The organism is uncultured Draconibacterium sp. (assembly GCF_913060805.1).
In the GTDB taxonomy this organism is placed as follows: domain Bacteria; phylum Bacteroidota; class Bacteroidia; order Bacteroidales; family Prolixibacteraceae; genus Draconibacterium.
The window spans coordinates 16,942-35,635 of the sequence record NZ_CAJXTC010000033.1; the positions used below are offsets into that span (position 1 = coordinate 16,942).

Sequence of the window (18,694 nt, forward strand, 5' to 3'; positions counted from 1 at the left end):
TTAGTTACTTGGATAAAATACTGAATCGAAGAAGTTTTCCATTTCACCGATATACTTTATTCCGTATTCTGCAAAAGTTGCTTTGGTTCTGTCATCAGGTTTCCAATCAAAAAAGGCATGCCCCGCACCTTCTACCTGATCATATTTCACACGCTGTCCGGCTGCTTCCAGTGCATCGGCATAAACCTGCACCATCTCGTCTTTAATCAACATATCGTTAGTACCGCGAGTTAGGTAATGAGGAATCTGACGCTCTTCAGCATTCGGAATATTGCTCAAAGGTGCAATTCCTTCTTTCCATGTATCGTCGGCTTTCGGGTCTTCAGAATAATGATTCAGCATATCGCCACCAAACACACCATAACTTGGTGCCGCAACCTGAATGGCTGCCATCATCTCTTCTCTCACCTGGTCAACAGTTTTGTTTTCGGGAATATACGAAGGCATAAATTCGAATACCCCCGGAGTTTTACCAAAACCACCATCGCCAATTTTGTTAGGCATTGTTCCTGCCACTGCCGATAAATGTCCTCCGGCACTGTCGCCTGTTACCGCAATTCGTGTAGGATCGCCGCCATAAGTTTTAGCATGTTCCATAATGTGTGCGATGGCACCAAAAACGTCTTCGATTAAATCGGGCATGGTATTTCCAACTTCGTCGCCATCGCCTTTTCCGGCCCAGCGGTAATCGATACTGAACACAACATATTTACCGTCTTTTACCAATTCACGCGCCATTCCTCGCATAATGTCTTCTGTATTCGAAACCCAGCCTCCCCCATGAATAATAACAATACATGGCAGGTTTCTGGCTCCCTCGGGTGCAAACACGTCGTATTTCAATTTTTTCACGCCGGGTTGCGCATATACAATATTTGAAGCTACCATCAGGTTTTTCACCTCTTCCTTATCGATAAACGAAGCCCCAAGGTTTTTATCCTGATCGATAACCACCTTAAAAGTGGGCGCCGTACATTCGTGATACATTGCTCCCCAACGTCCTTTTACCGAATAGTAAACAGCATCGAGAACGTAGCCTTTATCGGCTTTTGCAGTAATCGTTAATTCAGTTCCTTCCTTTACCTGCCCATCTTTCGGGATTGCAGGCTGAACTTTTATTTTTCCGTTTTTTACTTCGTCAACAGCTACTGAAAATGTGTTTTGCGCTTGTAGAATTCCTGAACACGAGAACACGATCAGAAAGACAAGAATAATTGATTTTTGAATCATTGGATTTAGTTTTAGTTATTAGAATATCAGCATCGGTCTTCTTTTTCGGCCATTTATGATCATCCTGTTAAATAACAAGCAAACATAAAATGCTAACGTTCTATAAATTTAACTTTTCAATAGCAATGATCTATAGTTTTGGGGCTGTTCTTGAACATCTAAACGATTGTACGCAGAAATTGATGGATAAGTACTACTACCAGTATTTCCAATATTCGATTCGCGGATTGGCTTTTACCTTTTCCTTGTATTCATCGATAAATTTCTGGTTCAGTTCGTCGTTATCAGCATACTTTTCACGAAGCTCTTCCAGCTGAACATGCAACTGTGCCTGAACGTCGGCGTAAGCCGGATCGTCGTAAATGTTATGCATTTCCATCGGATCTTTTTCCAGATCGTACAATTCCCAGTCGTCGATATCGTAGTAAAAATGGATGAGTTTGTATTTATCGGTGGTAATTCCGTAGTGGCGCATTACCGCGTGCTCCGACGGATGTTCGTAGTAATGGTAATAATGAGCTTTGCGCCAGTCGGCAGGAGTTTCGCCTTTTAAAATCGGCAGCAGACTTTCTCCCTGCATTTCTTCAGGTACTTCAGCACCGGCAACATCAATCAACGTTTCAGCAAAATCGAGATTTGATACTAAATCGTTGTTTACCGATCCGGCTTCAATCACACCGGGCCAGCTAACCAGCAGTGGTGTATTTAACGATTCTTTGTACATCCAACGTTTGTCGAACCAACCGTGTTCGCCCAGGTAAAAGCCTTGGTCAGACGAATATATTACAATCGTATTATTGTCTAATCCCGATTCTTTCAGGTAATCGAGCAATTCCCCAACACTTTTGTCAACGGCCGAAATACACGCCAGGTAATCGCGCATGTATCGCTGATATTTAAAGCGTACCAAATCTTTTCCGGTAGGATTTTCTTCTTTGAACTTTTCGTAAATGGGCTGATAAACGGCATCCCACTGCGCTTGCTGTTCTTCGGTGAAGCCTCCGCGGGGTTTGTCGGTCATTTTCAAATCACGATCGATAAACATCGTATTCGCAATGGTCATGTTATTTTTTGCCGCAGCATCACGGGTGTCGTAATCGTCAAAAAGTGTTTCCGGCTCCGGGAACGTGGTGTTCTCGTACATTCCCAGTTCATTTGGCCCCGGTTCCCACGGGCGGTGAGGTGCTTTGTGCCACATCATTACCATAAACGGCTGCTCCGAATCTTTCTCGGCCTCGAGCCAGTTAATCGTTTTATCGGTAATAATTTCGGTAGTGTACCCTTCCATATTGTACTCACCTTCCTGGTTAATAAAACGCGGATTATAGTAGCGTCCCTGGCCCGGCAAAATATCGAAATAATCGAAACCGGTTGGCGTTCCACCAAGGTGCAGCTTACCAATTACTGCTGTCTTATAACCGGCTTTTTGAAGCACTTTGGCGTACGAGTTCTGGCTGAAATCGAAATGCGAACCTCCGGTGTTATCGATAAATCCGTTTAGGTGACTGTATTTTCCACTCAGAATTGTTGCACGCGACGGACCGCAAATCGAGTTGGTAACCATACACTGGTTAAAGCGCATTCCGCCCTCGGCCAGCCGGTCGATATTTGGAGTTGGCGCCAGCTCGGCTAACGGACCACCATAAGCACTAATGGCCTGAAAAGCGTGGTCGTCACTCATAATGAATACGATGTTTGGTCGCTGCTGGCTTTCTTCTTGTGGCTGATTGGCGCAACCCAAAACAGTGAAAGCAACTAAAGCAAGGATTAAAATTCGTTGTGAAATAGTTTTGATAGTCATGTTTTGATATTTAGAAAGATTAGTTGATTTGCTGCTAAAAATAGTGATTCTGTTTTGATCGCCAATTCAACTGCCACTTCTTTTCGGGCATTGTTGCCCCGTTATGTATCCGAATATTTAAATTTTCGTACATTCGGAAAAATTTCACAAACCATGAAAGTAGGTATTCTGAGAGAAGGGAAAACACCTCCCGATAAGCGTGTTCCGTTAACCCCGCAGCAATGTGTGGAAGTGCAGCAAACATTTCCGCATGTTTCAATTGTTGTTCAGCCCAGCCCCATACGAAGTTATAAAGACGAAGAATACAGTGCTTTGGGCATTCCGTTACAGGAAGATCTTTCGGATTGCGATGTTTTACTGGGCGTAAAAGAAGTTCGTATCGAGGATTTTCTGCCTGGAAAGATTTACCTGTTTTTCTCGCACACCATAAAAAAACAAGCGTATAACCGGAAGTTGTTACAAACGGTTTTAGAAAAAAATATTCAGCTGGTTGATTACGAAGTTCTGACTGACAAAGAAGGATTTCGCATCATCGGATTTGGGCGTTTTGCCGGATTGGTTGGCGCCTACAACGGCTTCCGTGCATTTGGATTGAAACACGAATTATTCAACCTGAAACCGGCGCACGAATGCGAAGATCTGGAGGAAATGTTACAACACCTCGACGCGGTTACTCTTCCACCGATAAAAATAGCACTCACCGGCGACGGACGTGTGGCACAGGGCGTTCTCGAAATATTGAATCACATGAATATTATGCGGGTTTCGCCCGAGGCTTATTTAAACGACGAGGAACCGGAGCAAGCCATTTATGTGCAGTTGCTGCCACGGAATTATGCCAAACGTACAGATGGGGAACCGTTCGATTTGATGCATTTTTTCAATAATCCAACAATGTACGAGAATAGTTTCCACCCGTTTGCAGAGGCCACCGATATGCTAATCGCCTCGGCTTACTGGGATCCAAAATCTCCGGTTCTTTTTACCGCCGACGAGATGAAAGACGATAAGTTCCGCATTGGTGTGATCTCGGATATTACCTGCGATATTGAAGGTTCTATTCCATCGACAAAACGTGCAGCAACCATTGCCGATCCGTTTTACGATTATAACCCGCAAAGCGGAGAGTTGGAAGAGGCTTTCTCGAATCCGAATAATGTGTCGGTGCAGGCGGTGGATAACCTGCCTTGCGAGTTGCCGAAAGATGCATCGCTTGATTTTGGGCGTAATCTGATTGAAAAAGTGTTCCCAAGTTTATTTGGCGAAGATACTGACGAAATTATCGCACGCGCTTCCATTACAAAAGATGGTGCGCTTACCGAGAAATTCTCCTATCTACAGGATTTTGCTGACGGGGAATAGTTTCTCGCAGATTGCGCGGATTTGCGCAGAAAAAAAAACGATCATGATTCTCAGGAATTACCAATAGGAATTAATCTTAATTGATTTTCAGCTGACTCTCCCTCACTCCCTCTCTGCGTGCAGAGAGGGACGATTGTGTCGTAGGCACAATCAGGGTGAGTCAACAATTATTGATTCTACCCTTAATAATAAATTATAACACTTCAAGAATTTCAGAACTAATGCCCCGGTCTGTATTTATCGTAAAATATACAGACCGGGGCTTTATTTTTATCTGCGTGAATCTGCGAAATCTGCGCGCAAAAAAAACAAACGCCGATCCAAAATTCATGGACCGACGTTTTACTCACTCTCCCTTCATAATCCGCCTAAACGGATTTCTCACACTACTTAATCAATTCAACACTGCGCTTCACAAATTGATCAAGGTCGGCACCTTTTAACAGGCCATTCGCCAACAACGCCAAGTCAACCATTTGTTTCGCCAGTTTATTCTTTTTACCAAATCCGGCCAGCTCCTCGCGTTTTGCTTCTTCAAGTTTTGCCAGTTCCGAATTCAGGGTTTCCAGCTTTTCTTTATCTGCTGCAGGAACTTCCTCTTCTTTTTTGCCTTCTTTTGCTTTTTCCAATCCGGCAATTTCTTCTTTCTGAGCCGAAATTTTTCCTGTCATTTCTTCCAGTTTGCTACCCAGTTTTTTGTCTTTGGCATCCAACACTTTTTTCACCAGCGGGTGAGCAGTGTTTACAACCAAATTCAACGAATCAGGAAGATCGCCATACATGCTCATTCCTCCCTGGGCGGCGCTCATATCTTTCATTCGGCGCATAAATTCGCTACGGGTAATTACCATTGGAGAACCACTTTCTCCCAAATCCTGGAAATCAACAATGTAGGTATGATCGTTATTTTGTGGACAAACTGCCTGGAACACCGGCGACAATTCTTGTTTTTGCTCCCAGCTCCATTCTTCTTTTGCCGAATCCTCTTTTTTAATCAGGTTTTCAACCACGTCAGAGTCAACACGCACAAAACGTTTGTCAGTGTATTTCTGCTCAAATTTGTTGATCAGGTGAGGTGCCAGCACGTCATCCATAATCAGCACATCATAACCTTTGTTTTTCGCAGCTTCAACAAAAGTGAATTGTTCTTCAACATTGGTTGTGTACAGGTAAATGGTATTGTTATCCTTATCTGTCTGGTTTTCTTTTACCAGTTTTTCATATTCTTCCCAGGTGAAATACTTGCTTTCAGTATTTTTCAACAGGAAGAAATTCATTGCACGATCGTTGAATTTTTCTTCGGTCAACATTCCATACTCGATAAAGATCTTCAGGTCGTCCCACTTGCTTTCAAAATCTTCGCGGTTGTCTTTATAGATCTGGTGTAATCGGTCGGCCACTTTTTTATTAATGTGGCTGCTGATCTTTTTCACATTCGAATCGCTTTGCAGGTACGAACGCGATACGTTCAACGGAATATCCGGTGAGTCGATCACACCGTGCAGCAATGTCAAAAATTCAGGAACGATTCCTTCAACCGAATCGGTAACAAAAACCTGGTTGCTGTACAACTGAATCTTGTTTTTCTGAACTTCGAAATTGTTTTTGATTTTTGGGAAATACAAAATACCGGTCAGGTTGAACGGGTAATCAACATTCAGGTGAATATTGAATAGCGGCTCATCGCCCATCGGGTACAATTTTCGGTAAAAATCTTTGTAATCTTCGTCTTTTAAATCGGCAGGCATTTTTGTCCATGCCGGAGCAACATCGTTAATCTGGTTGTCTTCATCAGTGTCAACCTGCTGCCCGTCTTTCCAGTCTTTTTTCTTTCCGTAAATTACCGGAACAGGAAGGAATTTACAGTACTTATTCAGGATCTCCGAAATTTTTGCATCATCAAGAAAACCTTTTTCCTCTTCGCTGATGTGCATTACAATGTCGGTTCCAACGTCTTCTTTTTCTACTTCTTCCAGCTCGTATTCAGGGCTTCCGTTACAACTCCATTTTACCGCCTGCGAACCTTCTTTATGCGATTTTGTGATCACATCCACTTTTTCCGACACCATAAACGAACTGTAAAAACCCAGTCCAAAATGGCCGATAATCGCATTTGCATCGTCTTTGTATTTGTCAAGGAATTCGTTAGCGCCCGAGAAAGCAATCTGGTTGATGTACTTCTCCACCTCTTCGGCAGTCATCCCGATACCGTTATCCGAAACTATAATTGTTTTGGCTTCGGTATCCAGTTTTACAACCACTTTTGCATCGCTTACATCACCTTTGTACTCGCCTTTTCCGGCCAGTGTTTTTAACTTTTGTGTTGCATCAACTGCGTTTGATACAATCTCACGCAAAAAAATGTCGTGATCAGAATAGAGAAACTTTTTAATAATTGGGAAAAGATTCTCACTGGTTACTCCAATTTTTCCTGTTTGCATTTTTCTATATTTTAAATTTTACTATCAATTTTTACGCTCGCCAAAAGTCAAACGCTGTGCCATTCGTTTTTTGTGACGATTTGACAGAAACCAGACTTTTATGAATGTTATTAAGACATACTTGCACTTTTTATTCTTACCTTTTTGTCCTAATTTTGAATTATGGAACTGGTATTAAAATTAAATCGAAAGCAGCTTAAAATTTTCACCGATCTTGCCAACAAGCTCAACATTAAACATTTTGTTGTTGATGATGAAAAAGAAGATGCGGCAATTTATAATGCGATGCAAAATGGCGACCAACAAGTTGTTGAAGAGCCGGAAGCCGATGCTTTTGACAAATGGTTGGACGAATGAAAACCCAATACTCCAAACAATTTATAAAAGATTCAAAAAAATATCCTCAGTATAAAACACTACTCAGGGAAGCCATAAACAATATTAAGAATGCATCATCACTTTCTGATATTCCTAATGTTAAAAAATTACATTCGCCGAATGACGATTACCGGTTAAGAATAGGAAATTTTCGTATTGGATTTTCAAAAATTGGCGACACCATTATTTTCAAACGATTTCTCCACCGAAAAGATATTTATAAATACTTCCCCTAAGTAAAATGAGGCTCCCAAAAGGATTTCATGATTTTTCCCCTACATTTTATCACTTAAAGTCACTTATTTTGTGGCATTAATAAAAATACAGAATGAGCAGTCTGGAAAAATACTTCGAAAAATTCAGGAAAAATATTGTTGGTATCGATCAGGAATTTGAAACTCCCTATGGCACAATGAAAATCAATTATGGCGACTGGATTGCCAGTGGCCGATTGTATCGCCCTATCGAGTGTAAAATTACTGACGAGCTGGGACCGTATGTTGGTAACACCCACACCGAAACCAGCGAAACCGGGCTGCGCATGACACATGCTTACCACAAATCGCACCAGCTGATAAAACAACATGTAAATGCCGGGCCAAACGACATTATTATTACTGCCGGATTTGGAATGACTGCCGTAATCAACAAATTTCAGCGTATTCTGGGATTAAAATACTGCGGAAAAGTGGCAGGAAAAACCTGTATTGCCGACCGTGAAAAGCCGGTGGTTTTTGTCACCCACATGGAACACCACTCTAACCATACTTCGTGGTACGAAACCAGTGCCGACGTGGTGGTTGTTGAACCCGGCGAAGGCTTGTTGATCGACACTGACAACCTGCGAAAAGCGCTGGAAAAATATAAAGACCGCCCATTTAAAATTGGTTCGTTTACGGCTTGCTCGAATGTAACCGGGGTGCGCACGCCTTATCACGAAATGGCGAAGATTATGCACGAATACGGCGGTGTTTGTTTTATCGATTTTGCTGCCTCGGCACCGTACGACGAAATAAATATGCACCCTGAAGATCCGATGGAGAAACTGGATGCGGTTATGTTTTCACCTCATAAATTTTTGGGAGGTCCGGGATCATCAGGCGTAATTGTTTTCGATGCCAGCATGTACAAAAATACGGTTCCTGATAATCCCGGCGGCGGTACTGTCGACTGGACAAACCGTTGGGGAAAATATAAATACGTTGACGATATTGAAGCCCGTGAAGACGGTGGAACTCCCGGATTTTTGCAATCGATACGAACAGCACTTTGTTTCGATTTGAAAGATCAGATGGGGATTGAAAATATCCGGAAGCGGGAAGAAGAATTGCTGGAGCGCGCTTTTAAAGGGCTCGATTCCATTAAAGGATTAAATATTCTGGCAGATAACGTGCGCGACCGATTGGGTGTAATCTCCTTTTATGTTGAAGGAATTCATTACAACCTGTTGGTGCGTTTACTCAACGACAAATACGGTATTCAAACGCGCGGAGGTTGTGCCTGCGCCGGAACTTACGGACATTTTCTGTTGGAAGTATCGCTGGAGCAATCGGAGGAAATTACCGATAAAATCAACCACGGCGACCTGTCGGACAAACCGGGTTGGGTGCGCTGGTCGCTTCACCCGACGATGACCGACGAGGAAGTTGATATAATGATCGACGCCTTAAACGATATCGTTTCGAACATTAAGGAATACGAGAAAGATTATAACTACGTAAATCGCACCAACACTTTCTGGCACAAAGATGAAAAAGATGATCAGGAATTGCTGAAGAAGTGGTTTACGCTCGAGCACGAGTAAGCAAAAAACCAATTCTATTTACGATTCCCCAACTTAGTAGCAACAAAACTGATTATAAGTATCTGTATCGGGTGGAAGATCATTATCGGCAGCAACATAATTCCGGTAGTTGCCGACTGCTGAAATAATATTTTGGCAAAAACAGTTCCATGTACCAACGACTTTTTTGTTCCACAAAATTGCGCTGTAATCTGATCTTCGATATTAAACCGTAACAGCTGCGAAAGTTTTAGCGTCAGGAAATAAATCAGATAAAAAAGGATAATAACAGCCGTTACGATCAGCGATAGATCGACAATATCAACAGCACTAAAAACCTTGTTCTCGAATGAATGAGAAAAACTTTTGAAGATAATCAGCAGAATCACCGATTTATCGAACAAGGTAAGGTAACGACTGTATTTACGTGCATAATCGCCCCAACAACGTTGCAAAATCACACCAAGAATTACAGGAAGCAGAATTTCGGTAAGCAGTTTGAAATAAATTTCGCCAAGGTTAAAATCAATTGTGGTTTGTTTTAAAAACAATCCCATCCAAAGTGGCGTAATCACAATACCGATCAGGCCTGAAATGCTGGCATTAAAAATGGCCGCCGGAATATTTCCCTTTGCAATGGAAACCATCACCACCGACGAGGAAACAGTAGACGGCAACGCTGCCAAAAACAAAAATGCCAGCCAAATCGTTTGTCCGTTTTCGGTTTTTATAAATGGATAAAAAGCGAGTGTAATTAGTGGAAAAACCAAAAAAGTAGTAGTTTGTACCACCACATGAAGCTTCCAGTTTCTGAGCCCCATTTTTATATCGCGCGGGCTGAGTTTCAAACCATAAAAGAAGAAAATCAGCGAAATACCGATACTCGCAATTAAATCAAGCGGCACACCACTTTCCGGACTTCCAATGCCGGGGAAAAACCAGGCCAGAATAATTACGCCGATAATGGCTAAAACGAATTTATCTATCTTCATTATATAATAGTAACATGATTACAGCATGGAAACATGCTTTGCTACGTCAGTAAAAATACCCCCGAAATTTTCTTTTCCAAAATAAATAGCGAGCGAAGGATTTGAAATCTCTTTTTATTAACACCATTTCAATTGATTTTCTACCTTTGAGAGGTATGACAAAGAAATACGAAAACGGTCTGGTTTTAAGTGGTGGCGGCACACGTGGCTTTGCCCATTTGGGCGTTATTGCGGCACTCGACAAACTGGGTATTCAACCCGATGTAATTTCGGGAGTTAGTGCCGGTGCAATTGTTGGTGCTTTTATTGCTGCCGGAAAATCGCCCGAAGAGATACGCGATAATTTTAAACGCGGCTGGTTTTTTCAATATACCAAAATTCATTTGCCGGTTGATGGTTTGCTTAAACTTGATGGTTTAAAGGAAATTCTGGAAAAGGAAATCACGGTTAAAAACATCGAAGACCTTAAAACACCGTTTTATGTTTGTGTGTCGAACCTGAACAAAGGAACTGTTGAATACCGAAACTCCGGAAGCCTTGGCGATACGGTGCTGGCCTCGGCATCTATACCTGTTATTTTTGCGCCGGTTGAGTTGGGCAGGTATTTATATGTAGATGGCGGATTGATGGACAACATCCCTGTTGCGCCGATCCGGAAAGATTGCCAGCGTGTTATTGCATCAAACATCAGCCCCATTAATCCGAAGGCAAAAATGAAAAACCTCATACAAATTGCCACGCGAACCGTTTATATGAGCGTAAACCAAAAACTGGAGGAAATAAAAAAACAGGTTGATTTTTATATTGAGCCAAAGGGAATTGACGAATATGATGTTTTCCAACGAAAACACGCCGATGAGTTATTCGATCTGGGTTACAAAAAAACGCTGGAAGTTCTGAAATAAAAACAGAAAAGATGAACTGTCATCTCCAACAGAGCAGATAGAATAACTGACTCCTCCTAACCTCCCCAAGGGGAAGGAATAAGTTCTTAGTTTTAAATATCGTCCGCAACTGTTATCAATAGGCCAAAAGTCCCCTTCGGGGATTTAGGGGGCAAAATATGAGCCGGAAAGTAGGTGAATGAATAATAATGTACATGATTTAACGAACCGGTTCTGAAATAACAAAGCCGCTCCGGGAACTTCCGAAACGGCTCAGCCTATATTTAGTTCTTATTACTTATTCAAACAAGTTCTCATCCCTGATGATCATCAGTATTGCCGAATGTGGTAAAATGATGTACTTCTCATTATTAAACTCGATTTCATGCCCGCTTTTATTTAAATAAATAGCCAGGTCGCCAATGTGCGTTTGCAGCGGAACATATTTCACTTCTTCTTTTTTTTCTTTCCAGGCTTCGTCTTCTTCGCTCACTGCCGGAATCGGGTAACCCGGTCCTACTTTTACAATATAACCGCTTTGCACTTTCTCGTTCTCCTGAACCGATGGCGGCAAATACAATCCCGACTTGGTTTTTCCCGACGGATTTTTTGGTTTTACCAAAACACGGTCGCCTACCATTATAAATTTTTCCAGATCTTTTTCTTCAATTACTAACGACATAAACAATACATTTTTTCTGTTGACAAAGATACAAGTTTTCGAATTTGCAGTAAAAAAAGTTGATCGCTCAAAAAATTTTTTTCTTCAATATTGAAACGTGCTAGCAGATAATCATTCGCTATTTTTCGTCTTATTTAACGTATAGTTCGAATATTTCACAAACCCATAAAACACGTATAGTATTCATTTTCTGCTATTTACATATTTTTCTCAAAATTATTTTCAAAAAATATACTACTTTGTTTTGCATAGTACCATTTTTTGTCCTTATATTTGCAATACAAAGTTCAGGTTTTAAACCAGTACATTTTTAAAAAAAGTTCTAAATTTTTGTAACGAATCAATTTTTTGGTCGTCTTAATATCGAAAACGAGAAAACAAGAAACAAAAAAGTCGAAGCAACAAAAACAAGAAAACAAAAGCAGGAGGAAAAGTCATGAAAACAACAAACAATGTTCAGAAAGCAATCACAAAAACAATGGCGGTTATTATTAGTTTGGTTTTGATCAGCATTACAGTAAATGCACAGGACTTTTGGAGAACCGTAATGGAAAACAACAGCTTCAGCCAAATAGCCATGGCAATGACAGATAACACTGAAGCTAGCTCAGCATCAGCCGATGCATCATCAACAACAGATATGAGTGCCTATGCCGAATATGCAGCAGTTGAAGCAGAAGAAGCATTAGACGTAGAAAACTGGATGCTTGCCGAAAACAATTTCTTTACAACAGTAGAAGTAGCAACTGAAGCAGAAAACGCACTTGAAGTAGAAAACTGGATGACCAACGAAAGCTACTTTGATGGAATGGCAAGCTACTTTAAAGCAGAAACTGAAGACGCATTAGAAGTGGAAGAGTGGATGCAAAATACCGACTACTTCGGAGTTCAAACAGTAGACGTTGAAGAAGAAACAGAAGCAGCTTTGGAAGTGGAAACATGGATGACAGATGCAAAAACATGGAACATCTAATTACGAATAACTCATTTTAATAAAAAAACCGCTGCTCTTTAATTAGAGCGGCGGTTTTTTATTTATTCTATCTGTCATTTCGAACGCAGTGAGAAATCTATAGCCTTTATTTATACTGTTACAGATTTCTCCTCATTCTTCGTCGAAATTACAGTACTTATTTTATGAGCTATCTAGCTTATCGGATAATCATTATGAATATCGGTTAAAACTTCGCAGCCGGTTGGTGTTACAAGTACTGTATGTTCAAACTGTGCCGACAATTTATTATCAATTGTTCGTGCTGTCCAGCCGTCGTTTTTATCAATTACCGCTTTTGGTTTTCCCTGGTTGATCATCGGCTCGATGGTAAAAATCATTCCCGGTTTCATTTCCGGTCCCGAGTTTCTTCGTGAGGCATGATCTACCTGCGGCTCCTCATGAAAATCGATACCAACACCGTGACCACAAAACTCGTAAACAACACTGTAACCTTGCGCTTTTGCGTAGCGTTGAATAACAAATCCGATATTTCCGAATCGGTTTCCGGGTTTTACCTGCTCAATTCCAAGGTCGAGACAGTGACCGGTAATATCAATCAAATCTTCAGCCTCGCGACTTACATCTCCCACCGTAAACATACGCGAGGTGTCGCCGTAGTAGCCATTTAAAATGGTGGTGATATCAATATTCAGAATATCTCCTTCTTTTAAAACCGTTTGTTTTGAAGGAATACCGTGGCAAATCACATTATTTAACGAAATACAACTCGATTTTGGATAACCGTTATACCCTTTAGTTGCAGGAACAGCTCCATGGGAACGAATAAATTCCTCCACTTTATCGTCGATATATTCTGTGTTTACTCCCTCTTTTACAAACTGCTCAGCAAAATCAAGCGTTTTTGCTGCCAGCCGGGCACTTTGCCTGATGCCTTCGATCTGCTCCGGAGTTTTAATTATTATTTTTCCCATAAATCAGTTATATTTTGCTGCAAAATTGAACATTTGTTGTTGATTTTCAAAAACCGAACAATAAATTTGCGAAAAAGTTTACAAAAAGAACGAAGTCGGAAGTACGAACAGAAAGTCGACTTGCAACTTCGCCCTTCAAGCTTCAAATCGTTTTAGCATGAAACACAAACAGGAATTATCTACAAAATCATATTTCGTTAGCCGTTTTGGGCAACTTTCAACTTCATTCCTTTTTTGGCAAATTCAGGACATTGCCTGGGAACATGCCGAAAAATTAGGTTTCGGATTCGATAATCTTCAAAAGGAAAAACAGTTTTGGGTGTTATCGCGCCTGTTGGTGAAGATAAAACGCCGTCCGGAATGGGGCGAAAAATTTACGGTTGAAACCTGGCCCGCCGGAATTGACGGACTGCTGGCACTTCGCGATATTCATTTTATCGATGCCAACGGAGAAAGTATTATAAAAGCAACTACCAGCTGGCTTGTACTTAACCAGGAAACCAAACGTATTGTAAAACTCGAACTGGGTTCCATTCCGTTACACGACGAACGGGTTTTGGAAATGAATGCCGGAAAAGTTAAGCCGGTGAAATCGGAAGATGAAGTGGTTTTTACTCCTGTACTTTTTAATGAGATCGACGTTAACCAGCATTTTAACAGCGGTCGCTACCTTGAACGTATTATCGACAGTTACGATTTTGAATTCCACGAAACGAATGAACTCATCGAATTTGAGGTGAATTTTGTAAAAGAAGGCACACAAAACGACCGACTGGGAATTAAGAAGCAAATACTGGATAAAAATAATCATATTTGTAGTGTAGTTCGCGAAAGCGACGGAGCCGATCTGATTCGCGCCCGACTCGTTTGGAGCCCGCGGAATCAGGCGTTCTAAAGAAACAGTTCTTTTAAACAATCAAAGTCTCTTTTCCTTTTAGGAATAAGTAAGACGAAATGATCAAAAAAAAATCAGGCAATTTCAAACGTTTGCATTGATTTTTAGCAGCTTATTTTGAATTATTTATACTAACAGAAGCCAATAATTAAAGATTTATTAAGGCTACATTACTTAAAAGGAAATGAAGAGATTACTATTGATTTTTGTGCTCGCCGTTGGCACATTCTTTAGCCAGGCTGAAGAAATTACTTCTCCGAACGGAAAAATGAAACTTTCCTTCGATTTATCGGATGGAACGCCGGTTTATCAACTTCAACTCGAAGACAAAACAATTATCAAACCCAGCAATCTTGGCCTCGAATTAAAAGATGCTGAACCTCTGTTAAGCGGTTTTACCATTGCCGACAGTAAAACTTCCACTTTCGACGAAACCTGGAAACCGGTTTGGGGCGAGCAAAGCGAAATTCGCAATCATTACAAAGAGCTGGCAGTTACCTTAAACCAATCGGCCACCAACCGAAAAATGATCATCCGTTTCCGTGTTTTTAACGACGGATTGGGTTTTCGTTATGAATTTCCGGAGCAAGACAATCTGATTTATTTTGTGGTGAAAAACGAACGCAGCGAGTTTGCCATGGACGGCGACCACACTGCATTCTGGATTCCGGGTGATTACGACACGCAGGAATACGATTACACCAAATCGAAATTGTCGGAAATTCGCGGATTGATGGACAAAGCCATTACGCCAAATACATCTCAAACACCAATTTCGGCAACAGCTGTACAAACCGCTTTAATGATGAAAACCGACGACGGTTACTACATCAACCTGCACGAAGCTGCATTGATAGATTACTCGTGCATGCACCTCGAGCTCGATGATAAAAACATGATTTTTAAATCGGTTCTAACACCCGATGCACAAGGAAATATGGCCTACATGCAGGCACCTTGTACTACTCCTTGGCGTACCGTAATTGCCGGTAAAAAGGCAGGCGACATTTTGCTTTCGAATATCACGCTTAATTTGAACGAGCCGTGTGCTTATGAAAACACAGATTGGATTAAGCCGGTTAAATATGTTGGCGTTTGGTGGGAAATGATTACCGGAAAAAGTTCGTGGGCATACACCAATGTGCCAAGTGTAAAACTGGGTGAAACCGATTATTCAAAAACTACTCCGAACGGAATTCATGCTGCCAACACCGAAGAGGTAAAAAAATACATTGATTTTGCTGCAGAAAATGGTTTGGATGCTGTTTTGGTAGAAGGTTGGAACGAAGGCTGGGAAGACTGGTTCAACAAATCAAAAGACTATGTTTTCGACTTTGTAACGCCCTACCCCGATTTTGATGTTGCCGAACTGCGCGACTACGCCAAAAGTAAAAATGTACACCTGATGATGCACCACGAAACTTCGAGCTCGGTGCGTAACTACGAGCGTCATTTGGATACTGCTTACCAGTTTATGGCCGACAACAACTATAACTCGGTTAAAAGTGGTTATGTGGGCGATATTATTCCGCGTGGCGAATACCACTACGGACAATGGATGGTTAACCACTATTTATACGCTGTAAAAAAAGCAGCTGATTACAAAATTATGGTGAACGCGCACGAAGCTGTTCGCCCAACCGGATTGAGCAGAACTTACCCGAACCTGATCGGAAACGAATCGGCACGCGGAACCGAATACGAAGCTTTCGGCGGGAATAATGTTGATCACACAACCATTCTTCCGTTTACTCGTTTGGTTGGTGGACCGATGGATTACACTCCGGGTATTTTCGAAACGCATGTTAGCGCATACAATCCCAATAATAATTCGCAGGTTCGTACAACCATTGCACGCCAGTTGGCTTTGTATGTAACCATGTACAGCCCGCTGCAAATGGCTGCCGACCTGCCAACTACTTACGAGAAATACATGGACGCTTTCCAGTTCATAAAAGATGTGGCGCTTGACTGGGACAAGTCGTTGGTTTTGGAAGCAGAACCGGGCGATTACATTACTTACGCCAGAAAAGAAAAAGGCAGCGAGAACTGGTTTGTAGGTCGTACAAACGATGAAGAAACCCGAACTTCGGAAATCAGTTTCGATTTTCTGAATCCGGATCAGAAATACATTGCAACGGTTTATGCCGATGCAAAAGATGCCGATTGGAAAACCAATCCACAAGCTTATGAAATCAAAAAATATGTGGTTTCAAGCAAATCGGAGCTAAAACAACAATGTGTTCCTGGTGGCGGTTATGCAATTAGCATAATTCCTGCTTGTAATAAAGAAGAATTGAAAGGATTGAAGAAGTTATAAGTAAAAAGCAAGTCAGGATCTCACTCAGAGTGAAATCCTGACTCTCTTCTATCTCAAGTGGTACTGCTGCTTTATTTCGGCACGCTCGGCGTCATCCAATGACTTCATATACCCTTTCCAGCCCGGACACCAGTTAATGTGCCAACGCCAAAAGCGGCCGGCAAACGATTTCGGTTTTTCATCGTACTTGGCGCGCAGTGTACAATCTGCACAATTTGATTCAGCCATGATAGTTCGGTTTAAATGATTATTGATTGTTATTTTTTCCTTTTTACGAAGGATTTTGTAACAGTTTCAAAATCTCACCAACTTTTTCTTCCATTGGCAAATGGCCATTTATCCAATAAATTTTTGTTCCCCGCTTTTCCATTCCCCTGAACCAGGTCATCTGACGCTTTGCAAACTGATGAATGGCAATTTCCAGTTTGCTGAACATTTCATTAAAACTCAACTCGCCAATTAAATGCAGCGTCAGAAATTTATATTCCAATCCGTAGTAAATCAACTGTTCGGGTGTTAATCCTGAATCGAGTAACTTTTGCACCTCGTCTAACATTCCCTCATCCAAACGCTGCTTTAAACGGGTAGTAATTCGCTGGCGGCGCATTTCGCGATCGAAATCAATTCCCACATTCAAGCTGTTTATATCCGGCATCTCCGAATCTTCCTGCGGATGTTCACGATAATAATATTCTATTTCTATGGCCCGAATCGCACGTCGGTCGGTTTCCACATCAGTTTCGTTGTGTAATTCCGGTTTAAGCTCTTTTAGAATTTCGGTGAGTTCCTCCAGCGATTTTCCTTCTAATTCTTTACGCAATTCTTTATTCGGCGGCACCTCAATTAAACGGTAGTTTCGTAACACCGCCTCAAGGTATAAACCACTTCCTCCACACAACACCGGAAATTTGCCTCGCGATTGAATCTCATTAAAAACCTCAATAAAATCAGTCTGAAAACGATAAACATTGTAATGCGCACCGGCATCCTCGATATCTACCAAATGCGATGGCACTTCCTCGCCATCCACAAAATAATCCTCGTAATCTTTACCGGTTCCCAAATCCATTCCGCGGTACACCTGCCGCGAGTCGGCCGAAATAACTTCTCCGTTTAACTGTGCGGCCAAATGTGCAGCCAATCCGGTTTTCCCGGTTGCTGTTGGGCCAAGTATCGTTACTAAATTGGTTTTCAAAATTCCGTAGTTTTAGCTACAAAATAACAAAATATAAGTGGCTTATCCATTCATTAACTACTTTTTAAATTTTTTAATAAATAGTTTTTCTTTTTATAAATTATTATCAAATTGCTGTAACTTTGAAGCCATTTCATACCAAAAAGTAAGCGGATGATTAAGGAAGCATGTGTTGAATCGTTTTTAGAAGCCAAAGTGGCACAAGCCAAAGGAGCAAACCGAATTGAGTTGTGTTCCGATCTGGCAAATGATGGTTTAACTCCGAATTTTGAGATGATGAAGAAAGCCTGTTCAGAACTGGAGATTCCGGTAATGGTAATGGCTCGTCCGCGTGGTGGCAATTTTGTGCATTCGGCCCATGAAGTTGAAGCAATGAAAGCGGCCATCGATCAGGCAAAAGAAGCCGGTGCTGCCGGTGTTGTTTTTGGCTTGTTAACGCCCGACAATAAAATCGATGAAGCAAATACACGCTTGCTGGCCAAATATGCTGAGCCACTTCCGGTTACTTTCCATAAGGCAATTGACGAAATGGAAGATCCGGTTGAGGGCGTCCGCGTTTTAAAAACCATTCCGAATATTAAACGAATTCTTAGCTCGGGCGGAAAAGCAACAGCACTTGAAGGACAGGAAGTGATCCGCAAAATGATTGCCGAAGCAGAAGAAAAAATCATCATCCTGGTTGCCGGAAAAGTAACCGTTGAAAACGTCAGCGAAATTCAGCAAATTACAGGAACCACCGAGTTACATGGTCGCAAAATTGTTGGCGATCTTACTTCTGAAGAATAATTATAATAGAAATCAAATA

At 41.5% G+C, this 18,694-nt stretch carries 17 protein-coding genes; 9 read left to right on the plus strand and 8 right to left on the minus strand.

The genetic code is table 11. From position 1 onward, the window contains the following. Together QZ576_RS17425 and QZ576_RS17430 are read right to left on the minus strand one after the other, a co-directional pair. Window positions 1–1,230: an alpha/beta hydrolase gene (locus QZ576_RS17425; RefSeq protein ID WP_297099369.1), complete on the minus strand. Its 1,230-nt coding sequence runs from the start codon at window positions 1,228–1,230 to the stop codon at window positions 1–3. 196 nt (window positions 1,231–1,426) lie between these two features. Beyond that, on the minus strand, window positions 1,427–3,031 hold the full coding sequence (locus QZ576_RS17430) for a sulfatase (RefSeq protein WP_297099371.1): 1,605 nt from the start codon (window positions 3,029–3,031) through the stop codon (window positions 1,427–1,429). 153 nt (window positions 3,032–3,184) lie between these two features. Here QZ576_RS17430 and QZ576_RS17435 point away from each other — a divergent pair, with 153 nt between their 5' ends. Then, window positions 3,185–4,393: an NAD(P)-dependent oxidoreductase gene (locus QZ576_RS17435; protein ID WP_297099373.1), complete on the plus strand. Its 1,209-nt coding sequence runs from the start codon at window positions 3,185–3,187 to the stop codon at window positions 4,391–4,393. A 386-nt stretch (window positions 4,394–4,779) separates the two neighbouring features. Here QZ576_RS17435 and htpG read toward each other — a convergent pair whose 3' ends face one another. Beyond that, on the minus strand, window positions 4,780–6,834 hold the full coding sequence (gene htpG / locus QZ576_RS17440) for a molecular chaperone HtpG (protein WP_297099375.1): 2,055 nt from the start codon (window positions 6,832–6,834) through the stop codon (window positions 4,780–4,782). Between the two features lie 162 nt (window positions 6,835–6,996). Here htpG and QZ576_RS17445 point away from each other — a divergent pair, with 162 nt between their 5' ends. From QZ576_RS17445 to QZ576_RS17455, 3 genes are all read left to right on the plus strand, one after another. Then, window positions 6,997–7,191: a hypothetical protein gene (locus QZ576_RS17445; RefSeq protein WP_297099377.1), complete on the plus strand. Its 195-nt coding sequence runs from the start codon at window positions 6,997–6,999 to the stop codon at window positions 7,189–7,191. Continuing rightward, window positions 7,188–7,448: a type II toxin-antitoxin system RelE/ParE family toxin gene (locus tag QZ576_RS17450; RefSeq protein ID WP_297099380.1), complete on the plus strand. Its 261-nt coding sequence runs from the start codon at window positions 7,188–7,190 to the stop codon at window positions 7,446–7,448. The genes QZ576_RS17445 and QZ576_RS17450 overlap by 4 nt, the downstream gene beginning before the upstream one ends. A gap of 92 nt (window positions 7,449–7,540) precedes the next feature. Beyond that, window positions 7,541–9,016: an aminotransferase class V-fold PLP-dependent enzyme gene (locus tag QZ576_RS17455; protein WP_297099382.1), complete on the plus strand. Its 1,476-nt coding sequence runs from the start codon at window positions 7,541–7,543 to the stop codon at window positions 9,014–9,016. Window positions 9,017–9,030: 14 nt separating this feature from the next. On the opposite strand, the gene QZ576_RS17460 is transcribed toward QZ576_RS17455, so the two are convergent. Next, the gene (locus QZ576_RS17460; protein ID WP_297099384.1) at window positions 9,031–9,987 is read right to left on the minus strand and encodes a bile acid:sodium symporter family protein; all 957 of its coding nucleotides are present in this window, start codon (window positions 9,985–9,987) and stop codon (window positions 9,031–9,033) included. Between the two features lie 155 nt (window positions 9,988–10,142). Here QZ576_RS17460 and QZ576_RS17465 point away from each other — a divergent pair, with 155 nt between their 5' ends. Continuing rightward, on the plus strand, window positions 10,143–10,892 hold the full coding sequence (locus tag QZ576_RS17465; protein WP_297099386.1) for a patatin-like phospholipase family protein: 750 nt from the start codon (window positions 10,143–10,145) through the stop codon (window positions 10,890–10,892). 277 nt (window positions 10,893–11,169) lie between these two features. Here the strand turns inward: QZ576_RS17465 and QZ576_RS17470 are convergent, their stop codons facing one another. Continuing rightward, a complete protein-coding gene (locus QZ576_RS17470) occupies window positions 11,170–11,553 on the minus strand; it encodes a co-chaperone GroES family protein (protein ID WP_297099388.1) in 384 nt (127 codons plus the stop codon). Between the two features lie 436 nt (window positions 11,554–11,989). Here QZ576_RS17470 and QZ576_RS17475 point away from each other — a divergent pair, with 436 nt between their 5' ends. Beyond that, window positions 11,990–12,526, plus strand: coding sequence for a hypothetical protein (locus QZ576_RS17475; protein WP_297099390.1), 537 nt, complete (start codon window positions 11,990–11,992; stop codon window positions 12,524–12,526). A gap of 173 nt (window positions 12,527–12,699) precedes the next feature. Here the strand turns inward: QZ576_RS17475 and map are convergent, their stop codons facing one another. Continuing rightward, window positions 12,700–13,479 carry a type I methionyl aminopeptidase gene (map, locus tag QZ576_RS17480; RefSeq protein ID WP_297099392.1) on the minus strand — a complete coding sequence of 260 codons (780 nt, stop codon included), beginning with the start codon at window positions 13,477–13,479 and terminating at the stop codon, window positions 12,700–12,702. Window positions 13,480–13,636: 157 nt separating this feature from the next. On the opposite strand from map, the gene QZ576_RS17485 reads away from it, so the two are divergent. Together QZ576_RS17485 and QZ576_RS17490 are read left to right on the plus strand one after the other, a co-directional pair. Next, entirely contained in the window at window positions 13,637–14,374 is a 738-nt protein-coding gene (locus QZ576_RS17485; protein WP_297099395.1) for an acyl-ACP thioesterase domain-containing protein, read from the plus strand. A 184-nt stretch (window positions 14,375–14,558) separates the two neighbouring features. After that, window positions 14,559–16,694: a glycoside hydrolase family 97 protein gene (locus QZ576_RS17490; RefSeq protein ID WP_297099397.1), complete on the plus strand. Its 2,136-nt coding sequence runs from the start codon at window positions 14,559–14,561 to the stop codon at window positions 16,692–16,694. A gap of 48 nt (window positions 16,695–16,742) precedes the next feature. Here QZ576_RS17490 and QZ576_RS17495 read toward each other — a convergent pair whose 3' ends face one another. Both QZ576_RS17495 and miaA read right to left on the minus strand, forming a co-directional pair. Beyond that, window positions 16,743–16,922 carry a hypothetical protein gene (locus QZ576_RS17495; RefSeq protein ID WP_297099399.1) on the minus strand — a complete coding sequence of 60 codons (180 nt, stop codon included), beginning with the start codon at window positions 16,920–16,922 and terminating at the stop codon, window positions 16,743–16,745. Between the two features lie 43 nt (window positions 16,923–16,965). Continuing rightward, window positions 16,966–17,889: a tRNA (adenosine(37)-N6)-dimethylallyltransferase MiaA gene (gene miaA / locus QZ576_RS17500; RefSeq protein ID WP_297099401.1), complete on the minus strand. Its 924-nt coding sequence runs from the start codon at window positions 17,887–17,889 to the stop codon at window positions 16,966–16,968. Between the two features lie 153 nt (window positions 17,890–18,042). Between miaA and QZ576_RS17505 the strand changes: the two genes are divergently transcribed. Beyond that, window positions 18,043–18,675, plus strand: coding sequence for a copper homeostasis protein CutC (locus tag QZ576_RS17505; protein WP_297099402.1), 633 nt, complete (start codon window positions 18,043–18,045; stop codon window positions 18,673–18,675). The last annotated feature ends 19 nt before the right edge of the window (window positions 18,676–18,694 follow it).